This window comes from Mannheimia kashgarensis, assembly GCF_041807705.1.
Lineage (GTDB): Bacteria > Pseudomonadota > Gammaproteobacteria > Enterobacterales > Pasteurellaceae > Mannheimia.
The window spans coordinates 41768-56245 of the sequence record NZ_JBGTYY010000012.1 but is presented as its reverse complement, the minus strand read 5'-3'; the positions used below and the strand labels follow the sequence as shown (position 1 = coordinate 56245).

At 42.0% G+C, this 14478-nt stretch carries 13 protein-coding genes and 1 pseudogene; 4 read left to right on the top strand and 10 right to left on the bottom strand.

Features of this window, described 5'->3' with window-relative positions:
* Window positions 1–74: pseudogene (locus tag ACERCF_RS06770) on the bottom strand (IS1595 family transposase); the annotation flags it as partial.
* Window positions 75–157: 83 nt separating this feature from the next.
* On the opposite strand from ACERCF_RS06770, the gene ACERCF_RS06765 reads away from it, so the two are divergent.
* The 4 genes from ACERCF_RS06765 to ACERCF_RS12530 all read left to right on the top strand — a co-directional run bounded on the left by ACERCF_RS06765 (window position 158) and on the right by ACERCF_RS12530 (window position 2815).
* On the top strand, window positions 158–1078 hold the full coding sequence (locus ACERCF_RS06765; protein WP_472853091.1) for an HvfB family MNIO-type RiPP peptide maturase: 921 nt from the start codon (window positions 158–160) through the stop codon (window positions 1076–1078).
* Window positions 1068–1826, top strand: coding sequence for an HvfC family RiPP maturation protein (locus tag ACERCF_RS06760; RefSeq protein WP_373625075.1), 759 nt, complete (start codon window positions 1068–1070; stop codon window positions 1824–1826). The genes ACERCF_RS06765 and ACERCF_RS06760 overlap by 11 nt, the downstream gene beginning before the upstream one ends.
* 235 nt (window positions 1827–2061) lie before the next feature.
* Window positions 2062–2646 carry a sigma-70 family RNA polymerase sigma factor gene (locus ACERCF_RS06755; RefSeq protein WP_373625074.1) on the top strand — a complete coding sequence of 195 codons (585 nt, stop codon included), beginning with the start codon at window positions 2062–2064 and terminating at the stop codon, window positions 2644–2646.
* Between the two features lies 1 nt (window position 2647).
* Entirely contained in the window at window positions 2648–2815 is a 168-nt protein-coding gene (locus ACERCF_RS12530) for an anti-sigma factor family protein (protein ID WP_472853090.1), read from the top strand.
* A gap of 45 nt (window positions 2816–2860) precedes the next feature.
* Here ACERCF_RS12530 and ACERCF_RS06750 read toward each other — a convergent pair whose 3' ends face one another.
* From ACERCF_RS06750 to allD, 9 genes are all read right to left on the bottom strand, one after another.
* A complete protein-coding gene (locus ACERCF_RS06750) occupies window positions 2861–4213 on the bottom strand; it encodes an NCS1 family transporter (RefSeq protein ID WP_373625073.1) in 1353 nt (450 codons plus the stop codon).
* 2 nt (window positions 4214–4215) lie between these two features.
* A complete protein-coding gene (gene allB, locus ACERCF_RS06745; RefSeq protein WP_373625072.1) occupies window positions 4216–5595 on the bottom strand; it encodes an allantoinase AllB in 1380 nt (459 codons plus the stop codon).
* A 109-nt stretch (window positions 5596–5704) separates the two neighbouring features.
* A complete protein-coding gene (locus tag ACERCF_RS06740) occupies window positions 5705–6940 on the bottom strand; it encodes a M20 family metallo-hydrolase (RefSeq protein WP_373611674.1) in 1236 nt (411 codons plus the stop codon).
* A gap of 43 nt (window positions 6941–6983) precedes the next feature.
* Window positions 6984–7178, bottom strand: a complete 195-nt coding sequence (locus tag ACERCF_RS06735) for a hypothetical protein (RefSeq protein ID WP_373611673.1) — start codon at window positions 7176–7178, stop codon at window positions 6984–6986.
* Between the two features lie 13 nt (window positions 7179–7191).
* Window positions 7192–8784, bottom strand: a complete 1593-nt coding sequence (locus tag ACERCF_RS06730) for an L-lactate permease (protein WP_373611672.1) — start codon at window positions 8782–8784, stop codon at window positions 7192–7194.
* Between the two features lie 62 nt (window positions 8785–8846).
* The gene (locus ACERCF_RS06725; protein WP_373625071.1) at window positions 8847–9095 is read right to left on the bottom strand and encodes a YceK/YidQ family lipoprotein; all 249 of its coding nucleotides are present in this window, start codon (window positions 9093–9095) and stop codon (window positions 8847–8849) included.
* A 124-nt stretch (window positions 9096–9219) separates the two neighbouring features.
* On the bottom strand, window positions 9220–10152 hold the full coding sequence (gene arcC, locus ACERCF_RS06720) for a carbamate kinase (RefSeq protein ID WP_373625070.1): 933 nt from the start codon (window positions 10150–10152) through the stop codon (window positions 9220–9222).
* Between the two features lie 137 nt (window positions 10153–10289).
* Window positions 10290–13289, bottom strand: coding sequence for a bifunctional FdrA/YlbE family protein (locus tag ACERCF_RS06715; protein ID WP_373625069.1), 3000 nt, complete (start codon window positions 13287–13289; stop codon window positions 10290–10292).
* Window positions 13290–13420: 131 nt separating this feature from the next.
* Window positions 13421–14473, bottom strand: coding sequence for an ureidoglycolate dehydrogenase (gene allD, locus ACERCF_RS06710; protein WP_373611667.1), 1053 nt, complete (start codon window positions 14471–14473; stop codon window positions 13421–13423).
* Between the last annotated feature and the right edge of the window lie 5 nt (window positions 14474–14478).

Genomic DNA, 14478 nt, shown 5'->3' with positions numbered 1-14478 from the left:
CGAGCGGTTACGCCTGCTACAAACAGCTCTATGAGTTTATGTTGTTTGTACTGACTTAGACGACTTTTTCTCATAGGGTTATCTTAACCTAAATGGAAGTTTTAGTCGTTATCTAGGACAGCCCCCAATTTTTTGCAAATTAAAGGAAACAACGATGCTGAAATTTACAGGTGCAGGCTTAGGCTACCGCCGTGATTTGGCGGACGGATTTTTATCACTGACAGACCACAAAATTATTAACTTTATGGAAGTGTCGCCGGAGAACTGGCTGAAAATGGGTGGTCAGGCTCGTTATAACTTCGATAAAGCGGCTGAAAAAATCCCGGTGATTATTCACGGGTTATCTCTCTCACTCGGCGGCCAGGCTCCGTTGGATATGGAATTGCTGAAAGGGATTAAAACGATGCAACAGCAGTACAATTCGTTCTTCTTCTCAGACCATTTAAGCTACTGCGAATGCGAAGGTCATCTATACGACTTACTGCCAATGCCGTTTACCGATGAAGCGGTACATCACGTTGCAAATCGGATCAAACAGGTGCAAGATTATCTCGGTATGCAAATTTCGCTGGAAAATACCTCCTACTATCTGCATTCGCCAACCAGCACAATGAATGAAGTCGAGTTCTTAAATGCAATTGCCCAAGAAGCGGATTGCGGTATTCACCTCGATGTGAATAACATCTATGTTAATGGCGTAAATCACGGCTTGTTAGATCCGTTCGTATTCATCGATAAAGTAGATAAAAAACGGGTGAATTACATTCACATTGCCGGCCACGATGAAGATCACGGTGCGGCGGAAGAGGTGAAAATCACCGAAGGCGAATCCTTTAATATGGTGAAAGGCGAACTGCGTCATCTGCCGACTTTACTGGTTGATACACACGGTGAAGCGGTGCAAAAAACCGTGTGGGACTTGCTGGAATACACCTACGAACGCTTACCACATATTCCACCAACACTGCTTGAACGGGATTTTAACTTCCCTCCGTTCCAAGAGCTGATTGATGAAGTTCAGCACATTGCGAGCTTACAGCAAAAATATGCAAAAACGGGGCTACAAAATGCCGCTTAAATTGGTTGAAGAACATAAACCTTCACTCAAAGAGACCCAAGCGGAATTTGCCAACGCCATTCGCCACAACGATGTGAGCTTAATGAGCGGTAACATTTCGCCACAGCGATTAGGTGTCTATTCCCGTCTTGTGCGTAATAACACACTCGGTTTTATTGACCGCTGTTATGTGGAACTACCGCAACACATCAGCCGTGAAGAATGGACGGAAGTCAAAGAAAAATTTGTGCGGGAGGGCAAAGCTCACTCGCCGTTTTTCCAAGACATCGCCGGCGAATTTCTGCTGTTCTGCCGAGAAAATGGCTGTTTCGCCCCGCATCTGTTGGAGCTGATGGACTTTGAAAATGCTCAACTGCTGGCGGAAGTCTCAATGGCAACCGTGCCAAGTGAATTTGAGTGGGATAATGACACCGTAATGCAATTCTCTGGCACAGCCGAACTGCGTCAATATGCTACTAATTTTTTGCGTAGCGATTTCAAGCAGTTTGAAGAGGGCGAGACCAATGTGTTAGTCTGGCGGGACGCAGAGTTTGGGATTTACTACAACACGCTGGAAGAGCTGGATTTCTTCTTACTCAGCTCCTTGCAAGAGGGCGAAAATTCCCTCAATGGCTTGTTCGCCGAACTCAGTGAATTTCTCGACCAAAACCCCAGTTTGAAAGCCGTCTTGCGTCAGATTTGGGAAAAATGGGTGAATGCGGAAGTGATTTATCCAATCTCCCATTCAGAAGGCGAATTTGAAGATTAAGATGAGTGGATTTCCCTCTTTAAGAAAAGCGAGTTTAAGTTCTAAATAAATGAATAATGTTCGTGTGTAGGGGCGGGTCCAGTGCCCGCCCGTAAATTAATATCGTTTGTGGGTACTATATCTGTCCCTACTGGTATGATAGAACTTGACATCTTGCTTTACTAAAAGGGGAAGTTTTTTATACCTTATGATTACAAGCGGTTAATTTCCCCAAAATTTTTACAAAAGGACAACAATGACCGAACCCGTTTTACGGCAAATCCCACCGCAACAGTTGGAAGAAATTCGTCTGCAAATGGTGAAATTTGCCTTTTTACATTTAAAGCAAAGCGATCTCGCCGAAGATGTGGTGCAGGAAGCCTTTGTCAATGCGTATAAATATGCCGAAAGTTTTAAGGGCGACAGTGCATTAAAAACTTGGCTGTTTGCGATTTTGAAAAACAAGATTGTTGATCTACTGAAAGCCAAAGGCAAAATGGTGGCAGTTTCCGAACTGGTTGAGCAAGAAGAACAAGATCTCAGTGAAAAACTATTCCACGAGAACGGTATATGGGATCGTGATGCTTACGAATCTTCCGAATGGAAAAACACCGACAGTCAAGCCTATTCCGAGCAGTTCTGGCAAGTGTTCGACCTCTGTTTAAACCACCTGCCACCGAGCCAAGCCCGTGTATTTATGATGCGAACCCATTTGGAGATGGAGACAGAAGGGATCTGTCGAGAGTGCGAGATTTCCAGTGCCAACCTACATACCCTGCTCTATCGGGCGAGGTTACAACTGCAAGTCTGCTTAACGCAAAAATGGTTTGGAGAAAAATAAGATGTTAAATTGTAAGAAACATACCGAATTGATTTCGCTCTCTTGCGAACAAAAATTGACTTTTAAACAGCAATTACAGCTCAAAATTCATTTAATGATGTGTACTTGCTGTCGGGGATTTCAGAAGAATTGTCAAACGCTTGAAAAGATGATGAAAGAGTTTAAATAATATTGTGCGGTCAGAACTTAGCAAAGTTTGACCGCACTTTTTTATTTATTCTAAGATAGTTCCTTTACGGAAAGATGCTGAACTTTTCAAGGCTTTCATTAAAATGTAATAGCTTAAACCAGAAGGAATTAGACTTACATACCAAGAAAGATCAACTACGATTAATGAGCAAAGTGATCCGATTGCAATCGCAATTACCGCTGCCCAGTTGATACCTTTGAAAATCCCCTCTTTGTTATATAAATCATTCACGTTTAAGGTGCGTTTTCTTAAGATGTAGTAATCCACCACCATTACCGCAAAAATTGGGCCTAAGAACGCAGAGTAAATTTTTATGAAGAGTGATAATCCATCTGCTGATTCTGCTGTTACCAATTTCCAAGGCATTACACACATAGAAAGAATACCAACTAAAATTGTTGCGTGCGACCATTTCATTTTAAAGGCGTCCATTAAAATATATGATGGAGGAACAATATTATTCAACACATTTGTGGTTACCTGTGCGAAAGCGATGAATAATAAAGTGATGACGGTTAAGAATTTATTATCCATTGCGGTGGCAAATACTTCAATTGGGTCGCTATTACCTGTGGCTGCGGTAACTAATAAGCCGATTAAGCCCATAAATAGGGTCACAGGGAGAATCGATAGCACATAAATTACCCCTGTTGTGGTTGAGCTTGTGCCTTTTTTAACGTGACGTGAATAGTCTGAGGCATTTAATATCATTGTTGAATAAATACCCAAGAAAGCCGTCGTTGCCGCCCATAATGGCATTCCCCAAGAGCCCTCAATATTGGCAAAACGGTCGCCAATTTCAACTGAGAATTTGGTATTTACCACATATAGCATATAGGCAAGAATACCGATTAGGAACACGACCGAAACATTTTCTAGCCATTTAATCCCTTTAAAGCCATTAATAGATAGACCTACTTGTAATAAGGTGAATAGCACATAAATAACAGGTAAGTTATCAAAACCAAATAGCAGCTTTAAGCACATATTGATTGCACCTGCACCCACCCAGCTTTGGAAACCAAACCAAACGATTGCGGGAACGCCACGCAAAATCCCCGGAATTTTTACCCCAGTTACACCAAAAGAGCTACGCAGTTGAATCGGGAACGGAATACCATATTTATGACCGCCATTCCCAATCAGCACTAAGCCAATAACAATCACAATACAACCTATCGCCATCGCCAGAATAGCTTGGCTTACGGTCAAAGCCCCAATCAGACTTGCTCCCATTGAGAATGTACCGATAGACACACAACCGCCCAAGAAGCTTGCCCAATAGGAGAAGTTATCCATAATACGCTCTTGGGTTGGCTGAAGATCGACATTGACCTCTTTTGCCAGCTCAGGGCTGAGTTCTTTGTTATCCAACATAATTATGCTCCTTCTGTTTTACGAATGAATTTACCAAAACCTTTGCTATCGGTGAGCCTGCCATCTTGGGCGATCACTTTTCCTCTTACAATGGTATAAACAGGTAAACCTTTTCCTTTTTTGCCGATATACGCCGAGATTTTATTTACATATTGCAAATCTTCTGCTTTGATTTCCCACTCTTTGTTTGGATCGATAATGGTAAAATCTGCATCAAAACCCACTTGGATATCGCCTTTTTGACCGTAAATTCCGAATGCTTTAGCTGGCAGTTTCGCCATTGCATTAGCAAGCACGGTTGGCGATACACCACGTTCTACACAGCCTTCATAGAACGCCACTTGTACGCAGCTTTGAATGCCACTAATTCCGCCCCACACATCAAACACATTTTCAATTTTTTGACCTAAAATTTCATTGTACTTTTCATCGTAAGAACAAGGAGAATGGTCGCTGCCAATACCGCTGAATGTGCCATCAACCACATAATCCCATAAACGATCGACATCTGCTTTGCTCCGAAGTGGTGGAGCACATTTGAATAACGCACCTTTTTCAATCACATCATCTTCACTAAAACAGAGATAGTGGGCACAGGTTTCTGCGGTAATATCGTAGCCTTCTTGTTGGGCTTCTTTGATTTTTTGAGCAACGTCTGGGTGGCTAACGTGGCAGATGTGAGCTTTACAGCCGGTGGCTTTCGCAATTTCGATAATATTAATAGTGGCAAGCATTTCTGCAATAAGTGGGCGGGAGTCAAGGAAAGCTCTCCAGTCTAATCGACCTTCATTTTTCATTCGTTGCTCTTGCCATTTGATGGTAGAAAAATCTTCACAATGGAAGCCAGCACGTCCGCCGAATTTTTGGATAATTTCCATTGCTTCAACGGTTTGACCATAGTTGAGCGAAGCATAATCAGGCGAAACAGGGCCAATAAAGGATTTTAACGCCACACAGCCTTTATCATTTAATTCACTTAAATGCTCAAAATTACTTGGCACTAAGCCGCCCCAAAAGCAGTAATCCACATAAGCATTTGGCGATACTTTCGCAATTTTGGCATCAAAAATTTTACCGTCTGTTAAAGCTGGCTCATTTTGCAATGGCATATCAATAATGGTGGTATAGCCACCTACTGCAGCGGCTGCTGTGCCGTGAGCATAATCTTCACGCCATTCATAACCCGGATCGTTTAAGTGAGCGTGGGTATCTATCGCCCCCGGAAAAATGAAGTTGCCTTTCACATCAATTACTTCCTTGGCTTCAGGAACAGTGCCGTCTTCCAAAATCGCGGCAATTTTTCCTGCTTTGACCGCAATATTGCCGTCAAATACGGCATCGGATAAAGCTATCTTCCCATTTTTAAGAACGAGATCGTACATAGTCGAATACTCCTTGTAGTTATGGTTTTAGTAAAATTCTAAGCTCGTTAAACAGGAACAAGCGGTCAATTTTTTATAAAATTTTGCAACTTGTTCCTGTTTCACAACATTATTCGTCTAATAGTTTTTCCACCAACTCTTGTTGCAATACGGCAGCTTTGGCGAAGTAGTGATACTCGGTAAACTCGACCGGCGTATGGCTTCTGCCCTCTTTGCTTGGTACGAAAATCATTACCGTTGGGATTTTTTGCCCGATTTCTAATGAATCGTGCCCTGCTCCACTCGGCAAGCGTTTATAGCTAAATTGATATGCTTTGGTTGATTCTTCTAAAATATCCAGCATTTTTTCAGAGAGCTTGACCGGTTGAATAATCAATTTTGTCTCTTTATCAAAGGTTGAACCAATTTTTGCGGTTTCTTCGGCTAATGCAGCATCAATTTTTTCAGCAATATCTTCAATATTTGCCATATTTAATGAGCGGATATCCACACTAAAGATCACTTTTTCTGCCACAATGTTAATACCCCCCGGTAGAACGCTCATATAACCAACCGTTGCTACTGTGCCATCATCTTTCTCTCTTGCCCAATCTGCAATTTTAGAGATAACTTTGGTGGCAACATCAACCGCATCTAAACGCATATCCATTGGGGTTGTGCCAGCGTGATCCGCTCGCCCGTGAACGGTAAACATATGGCGGTGTAAGCCTACAATACCTGTTACTAAACCAATTTCAAGACCGTGATTTTCTAACACAGGGCCTTGCTCAATATGGGTTTCAATAAAATGACCGATTGAGCCCTCTTCCCATTTCGCATTTTGCACTTTTTCTGGATCTAAGCCGTAGTTACGCATTGCCTCGTAAATTGAGATGCCATCTTTATCTAAGAATTTTTTGCAATAATCCGCATCACGAAGCCCGAGCATTGCCCCCGAGCCGAAATACCCTGTGCCAAAACGCATACCTTCTTCATCATTAAAGCCTGCAACTACAAAGTTACGTTTAAATTTTTTACCGCTGTCTTTTAATAAACGAGCCGTTTCAAGTGCCGTAATTACACCTGCAATACCATCATAATCGCCACCGTGAAGTACACTATCATAGTGAGAGCCTGACATCACACAGGGTAAATCAGGTTGCTCCCCTTCTAATACCCCAAAAATATTGCCGGCTTCATCTTCTCTTACACGAAGCCCGGCTTCCACCATTAAATCTCTTAAATAATTGACCGCATTTCTTGCCTCAGGTGTAAAGGGTAAACGGGTACAACCATTACCCGGTGTAGCGGTAAATTGTTTTAATGTTTCTAAATTTTGCGTAATACGTTCTGTAATTTTTTCCATTTTATATTCCTTTTTTGATAGGCGAATAACAATTCGCGCTACGTTATTTTTTTCGATTGAGGATAAAAACATCAATAGGCGAATAAACCATCGCTGCCACCATTACTACAAATCCGATATGGATAAAGGTGTTATTAGCTTGGTCAATACCTAACATAATTAAGAAAAATGCCAATAGCGTTGCAATAAAAGCTAAGGTCATTTTGCCTGCTTTGGTTTTTAAAAATGAGTTTGCCATTTTTTATCCTCTCCTAAAGTGAAGCAAAATAGGCTACAACACCAATTAATAAAGTTGGTAGTAAGGTGATCCAGATGATCGTTTTCATTACATCGCCTTCTTTACCTAAAATATTCGCCGTTGTTGTTCCTAAAATAATTTTACTTGGGCTAATCGCACTCCCGATTGCGCCACCTGTGGTTTGAGCCCCCAAAATTGCCGCTGAATTTGCATTAAGTAATTTTGCTGTTGTCATTTGGAAATCACCAAATAAGATGTTTGAGCTCATATTACTGCCTGTCATAAATGTACCTAAGAAGCCTATAAATGGCGATAAAATCACATAAGATTTGCCTAATACGCTCGCCATTCCTTGAGCTAACACCGCCGTTTGCCCTGTTCCGCCCATAATTTTAGACATAATCACTAAGCCTACTACCGCAATGCCTGATGGCATTGTCATCGAGATAGATTTTGCAAAAATTGCTCTTGTTCCTGCTTTGGCTATCCAGCCCTTACGTTGGTAATAAATCAAGCCAATAATCGATGATACAAATAAGAATATACTTGCGTGAGTGAAAATAGCAATTGGTGAGTAAGATTCGTACGCCTTATTCACAAAACCATAACCTGTTACTGTTTCAGGGAATGCAAAGCCAAATTTAAATTGTGATAAGAACTGATTCACTGGCGTAATAACAAGAATTGCCAATGTCATTACTGATAGCACAATATACGGAATAAAGGCTTGCAGTAAATTCATATTTGGCAAGGATTCTTCATTTTCAGTGGTTTTGGTTCTATCCATAATTGGGCTATCTTCCACACGCCAGACTTCTTTATACATACTCATTTTGCTGATAAGCACAATCGCTAAAATCGACAAACACGCAGGAATAAAGGCAGAAATTGTGGTATTCACTTGGCTAAGTAACAATTCGCCACCACCTTGAATAGTGGCAATAATTAAGGTGGCTACTAAGCCTTTTTTCAGCGCTTTGCCTCTACCATAGAACCACGCAATGGCTAAGCCTGTTACTACAATCCAGAACCATAAAAAGGCAGCAGACCAAAGTGCGGTGAGGAAATAATCATCACTGCCAACTTCTAAACCTGCTGAAACGGCTAATGCGTCCCACGCTGCCGCTAAAGTACCGAAAGTATTACCCCAAGCCTGACCGAACAATGGCAATACTACCGCCCATAATGGACGAACACCAATCCCAATTAATAGTGGAGCACCCACCGCAACAGGCACACCAAAACCTGTGATACCTTGTAGGAAACTTTCAAAAATCCAGCCCATTGTCATCACAAGCAAGAGTTCATTTGGGAACAATTTACTCATTCCAGCACGAATGACTAAAAAAGCTTTTGCCCCATCGCTGACTTGGTACATCAGCACAGCCGTCCAGACGATCAAGAGAATCACTAATGCATTCCAAATGCCTTTTGCTGATTCAATAGCGATTAATGGAATATCCGCTTGATAAAGAAATAACCCCGTAAAAATGGTAATAAGCAAGCCAACAGGAGCAGCTTCTGTTGCTCCCCATTGGAATTTAACCATTAAAATAACCAATGTAATAATCGGCAATAACGCCATAAACCACATAAAAAAATTCACTGGAATATCCATTTTGTTTAAAACAACCTAATTACAAAAAAATTGAAAAAAATTACCGCTTGTTAATTGGAAATAGCACAAATTGCCGTAACAGGTAACAGTACCGTATCTGCAACTAAACTAAAAGGCATATCAACTATACCTAATGCAGTAAGAGCTGGACCATCTGGGCCAGGTTCAGACATCAGTTCAGCATTCGCTCTCACGCCTGAATAAGGGAAGCAATCTCCTACGCCGAATGATAAAAGTGTTCCACAGCCTGATAGAGAAGTCGCTAATAATGTGATTACCGCTAATTTTGTTAATTTCATAGTTGAACTCCAATGTTCTTATGTTTAAACAAGCTAATTGCAAAAAAAATGAAGAAAAATGACCGCTTGTCATTATATTTTGTAGGGGGCTAATTGCAATTAACCCCTACAAATTCATTCAAATTTACGAATAAATCACCGTACCTGTTTCGCCTGCAATACCTTCTGCCGCTTTATCTAACAATGTGATTAATGCTCTACGCCCTTCGCCACTTTCTGCGAATTTCAATGCAGCTTCCACCTTCGGCAGCATTGAGCCTTTCGCAAATTGTTCTTCTGCAATATATTGACGAGCCTGTTCCGTGCTTAAATCAGAAAGCCACTCTTGGTTTGGTTTACCCCAATTGATAGCCACTTTTTCCACAGCAGTTAAGATAACTAAATAGTCGGCATTAAGTTTTTCAGCCAATAGCGAGCTGGCGTTGTCTTTATCAATAACAGCATTTACACCCACTAATCGACCATTTTCATCAGCAACGACAGGAATACCGCCACCGCCACAAGTAATTACAATATGCCCTGCTTCCACTAATGTTTTAATAGTTTCCAGCTCACGGATACGTTTTGGTTTTGGCGAAGGCACCACAATACGATAGCCACGCCCAGCGTCTTCCATTGTGCGAATACCTTTTGCTTCTAGCTCGTCAGCTTCTTCTTTAGTTAAAAATCTGCCTATTGGTTTGTCTGGATTTTGGAATGCAGCATCTTTTGGATCAACCTCAATTTGCGACAAAATTGTACTGACTTTCTGCTCAATACCACGAGTAACCAATTCATACTTAATCGCATTTTGTAAATCAATGCCAATGTAACCTTGACTCATTGCAACACTGGTGGGTAATGGAATTTCATCGCCTGAACTCTTGGCGAAATCATCCATTGCTCGCTGGATCATCCCCACTTGCGGTCCATTACCGTGGGTAATCACAATATTTTTACCCTGTTGTAAGATATCCACAATCACTTTCGCTGTTTTTGCAACGGCTTCACGCTGCTCTACTAAATTATTGCCTAATGCATTACCGCCTAAGGCTAATACGATGGTTTGTTTTGACATTATTTCTCCTTTTTATCCCTACTACCCCATACGAGCCGTATGGGGTTCTATTATCCGAGCCACTTTGCGTCTCTAAAGTCCTGGAGGGACTTGGTTTATTAAACCTAGTACGGCTCGTGCTAGGTTAATACCAGATACTAGCCGTTAAACCCTAACTTTCTTGCATAGGCAAGCACAGCTTTTTCAAAACAAGCTAGTGGTGGGCGTACTGTGCCTGCACCTATTTGACCGAAACCAGCCACTTTGTGGGCAATACCTGTGTTGATTACAGGGGTAATGCCTTTTTCAACCACTAATCTTGCATCAATACCTAAGCAAGCCCCTTGGAAGTTCCAGTTCGGCACAATGTAGTTAGGGTTACGGTCGATACAAATTTCCATCATATCGTTACTGGTGCGAAGAGCATCTTCATAACCGCCAGCCCCCACAAAACGAGTTACCGCTGGTGCGGCGATCATAGCCAAACCACCCACACCTAAGGTTTCAGTAATGGCTGAGTCGCCAATATCCGGGCAAGCATCTTCGCCATCATAACCTGTGAAATATAAGCCTTGTGGTGTATTCACAGGGCCAACAAACCATTCATCGCCCATACCTGCAATACGAATACCAAAATGCACACCATTACGGCACATTGCGGTAACAATAGTCCCTTCAGTAATGGTTCTTGCACCGTCCATAATCGCTTTACTGGTTGCCATTATAATATTAAGGAAGAATTGGTCGGTATCCGCTAAGAATTTAATGACTTCATATTTATCATTTTCCGCTAAATCGCTCATTGCCGTAATGCGTGGAGCAACTTCTTTGAAGAATGACATTGAAGCCGCAATATTACGTTGATGGAATTCATCACCCATAGCAATTGCTTTTGCCACTAATGGATTAACCGCTAAGCCATTTTCCATTGAGCGGATTGCTTTACCAAGCGCTGGGCCTAGCACATCACGCATCCACTCTAAACGTTTAACCACCTCATCAGAATAAGCACCGAAACGCAATACCTTACCGATACCTTCGTTCATCGTACAGTAAGCAAAGTTACCGTCAGTTGCGTTCTCAACCATCCAAACAGGCATATTGGCGGTAGTAATACCGCCCATCGGGCCTACTGCATTAACGTGGTGGCACGGCATAAATTTAATTTCGCCACTTTCTAATAAGGCACGAGCTGAGGCTTCATCTGTTGCCCATTTTTCAAATAGTACCGCCCCAACGCAAGAACCTTGTACTGTGTTTGGCATATCTTTATATTGAATTGGTGGGCCAGCGTGTAAGATCACTTTGCCTTCATTAAGTTCTTTGATAACCGTTTTCGCTAATACGTTATCACGAATAATTGGTGCTGCAGCTACCACTTTTGCAATTACTTTACGGTTCGCTTCATCAATATCAACTGCTTCATATTCATTTAAGAAATTTAATGCTTTGATAAGTTGAATGTTACCGCCTGCCGGTGGTTGCCAGTTAAATTGCACCACTTGGCAGCCAAATTGTTCTGCCACATCTGCAAAACTCTTTAAGCCAATGTTGATGATCTTTGGTTTTTCTGACAATAAACGTAATAGCTGTTCAGAAGCAGGACGATTTTCACCTTGTACCACAGTTTTTGGCTGAACTGGTTTGGTTGGTTCATCAAATTGTAAACCTAATAATGCTAGGGATTTTTCTACTGCAATTTTATTGGTTTCGCACACGTCCACACCAGCTTCAACTAATTTACGCACGGTTTCATCATAGCCTTGATAATCTTTGCGTGTGCCACAAACTGTGGCGACAAATGCCACATCACGGTTTTGCGCTTTGGCTTTTTGTTGAAGCTCAGCAATAGTTGGAATTAAGGCTGACGCCATATCTTCGTGCGAGCCATAACTTAATACGATGTCGAATAAAATAACGCCTGTGCTTTCATCATCTACGGCTTCACGCATTGATTCAATACGTTTAGCAGGATCGATCATTGGGTGCGGTTTGCCTTGTGTATAAACATCATCGCCTAAATCGACCACAATGTGTCCGTCTTGCTTAAACATAAAGCCGTCAGCTTTTGCACCGCTGCCTTCAATGTTTAACGCATCTTTTAGCAACATTGCCGCTTCGCCTGCAAGCGTACCACCTGAATAATAGGCTTTTAAAGTTTTACCACAAGCGGTCGAATTTACACTATTTTTTGCAAATGCAGGAATTGGCTCATTACGCACTAAGGCAACGGCTAAGCGAGCAGCTTCATCTAGCGTGTAAGCGTGATAGAAATTCTCTTCGTGGAACTCAGGTTTTTCGCCTAAGAATAGCGTAATCACAGGCTTGGTGTAGCGGCTTAAACGAGCAGAAATTTTTTCACGCACTGCTTTTGCAGGTGGTTTAGAGATCACGATCAGCACTTTTACTTTCTCATTTTGCTCCATCGCCTCGATAGTATCTAGCATTGTGATACCACCGATATCTTCATAGAGATCACGACCACCTGTGCCAATCGCATTTTCAACACCTTCGCCTAAACGATCAATGATAGTTGTCAGTTCTTGAATACCCGTACCAGATGCACCAATAATGCCGATTGAACCCGGTGTTACGCTATTTGTAAAGGCAACTGGAACACCTTGAATAATCCCCGTTCCGCAGTCTGGGCCCATTACCACTAAACCTTTGCTATGCGCTTTTTCTTTGAGGGCTTTTTCATCTTCAACGCTGACATTATCACTAAACATAAACACATTTAAGCCTTCATCTAACGCTCGATTTGCTTCTAGTGCAGCATAAGCCCCGGGAATAGAAATTACTGCTAAATTGGCATCAGGCAATGCAGCGGTTGCTTTACTCCAAGATTTTACGGCTTCTTTTCCTGCTTGAGCTGAAGCTGCTTGCGATTTCTGTTTTAAAAATTCTTCTACTTTTTCCATTACTACGTTGATCACGTCTTCTTGCTCAACGTCTGCAACCACCACCATATCATTAGCCGTTGCTTCTAATAATTCTGGGGTATCTAACCCACTTTGGGCGAAAATATCTTTATTCGCAGGCGTTGCCATCATCACAGATACTTTTTTTACGCCTTCAAGCCCTGAAATTGCATTAGTAAGTAGCATCAATACCACAGAATCGTGGTAACTACCCTTTTTTACGACAGTTTTTAACATCTTTTATCCTTCCTATCTACAATCCCATACAAGCCATATGGGGTTCTATTATCCTAGCCGCTCTGCGACTACATAAGCCCCAAAGGGGCTTGATTTATTTAACCTAGCACGGCTTGTGCTAGGCAACAAGATTAATCCGCAAAACGGTTTTTGTGATCGTAACGGTCAAAATGGATATCATCGCTGATTAAATATTCATAGACCTTATCTACAATTTCAATGCCACCATTTGCGTAATATTTATCACGACGCATTTCTGCACGCTGTCCCGGATAATATACTTTATCATTGCCTGCAGCAGGCTGCATTGCATTAAGCTCATCGATAGATTGAGCCATATTTTCACGGAATTGCTCTGCTCCGCAGAAACGTGCCGGGTCAATCACTATGTGCATTTGCCCCAAGCGTCGGCCTTCTGATAAATCGTGGTACATTGAAGAAACGTGTTTGCCGAATGGAACGCCTAATAAGATACCGGAGAAAATATCCACCATCATCATTAAGCCGTAACCTTTCGCCCCTGCAATCGGCACTAAGGCATTCACTTTGTTCGGATCGGTTACCGGATTACCTTCAACATCTACCGCCCAATCTGGAGGAATAGATTCACCACGAGAACGTTTATCCAAAATTTTCCCCCAAGCTTGAACGGTGGTTGCCATATCAAATACCACATTTCTGCCTTCATCAGCAGGAGCAGCAAAAGAAATCGGGTTTGTACCGTAATAAGGCTCAGAACCGCCATAAGGCACAGCCATTGGGTCTGATTGGCAGAATGAAATAGAGAGTAATCCTTCTTTCGCAGCCATTTCTGTGTAATAACCAATCGCCCCACTATGCGAAATGTTACGAATACCAACAATCGCAATACCTGATTTTTTCGCCATTTCAATCGCTTTTTCCATTGCGAAAGTTGCCGCTACATAACCGCAGCCGTTATCCCCTTCAAAAACCGCTGAAGCAGGGCCTGTCTCTTTCCACTCAAATTTAGGATCGTGCGTAATACCGCCTTTAAAAATACGTTCGCAGTAATATTCCATACGAACTGCACCGTGAGAGTGATAGCCACGTTCATCAGACCACGTCAGAATTTCAGCGGTAATATCTGCGTGTTGATCGTTTAAACCCGCTTTCATTAATTTTGCTTTCATCAAGCCTTTTAATTCATCTCTTGATAGTTTCATTGTTC

What these genes read in the sequence shown, in the direction of transcription:
- ACERCF_RS06760 (WP_373625075.1), top strand. Translation starts at nt 1,068, where the DNA reads ATGCCGCTTAAATTGGTTGAAGAACATAAACCTTCACTCAAAGAGACC.
- ACERCF_RS06755 (WP_373625074.1), top strand. Translation starts at nt 2,062, where the DNA reads ATGACCGAACCCGTTTTACGGCAAATCCCACCGCAACAGTTGGAAGAA.
- ACERCF_RS12530 (WP_472853090.1), top strand. Translation starts at nt 2,648, where the DNA reads ATGTTAAATTGTAAGAAACATACCGAATTGATTTCGCTCTCTTGCGAA.
- ACERCF_RS06750 (WP_373625073.1), bottom strand. Translation starts at nt 4,213, where the DNA reads ATGTTGGATAACAAAGAACTCAGCCCTGAGCTGGCAAAAGAGGTCAAT.
- allB (WP_373625072.1), bottom strand. Translation starts at nt 5,595, where the DNA reads ATGTACGATCTCGTTCTTAAAAATGGGAAGATAGCTTTATCCGATGCC.
- ACERCF_RS06740 (WP_373611674.1), bottom strand. Translation starts at nt 6,940, where the DNA reads ATGGAAAAAATTACAGAACGTATTACGCAAAATTTAGAAACATTAAAA.
- ACERCF_RS06735 (WP_373611673.1), bottom strand. Translation starts at nt 7,178, where the DNA reads ATGGCAAACTCATTTTTAAAAACCAAAGCAGGCAAAATGACCTTAGCT.
- ACERCF_RS06725 (WP_373625071.1), bottom strand. Translation starts at nt 9,095, where the DNA reads ATGAAATTAACAAAATTAGCGGTAATCACATTATTAGCGACTTCTCTA.
- arcC (WP_373625070.1), bottom strand. Translation starts at nt 10,152, where the DNA reads ATGTCAAAACAAACCATCGTATTAGCCTTAGGCGGTAATGCATTAGGC.
- ACERCF_RS06715 (WP_373625069.1), bottom strand. Translation starts at nt 13,289, where the DNA reads ATGTTAAAAACTGTCGTAAAAAAGGGTAGTTACCACGATTCTGTGGTA.
- allD (WP_373611667.1), bottom strand. Translation starts at nt 14,473, where the DNA reads ATGAAACTATCAAGAGATGAATTAAAAGGCTTGATGAAAGCAAAATTA.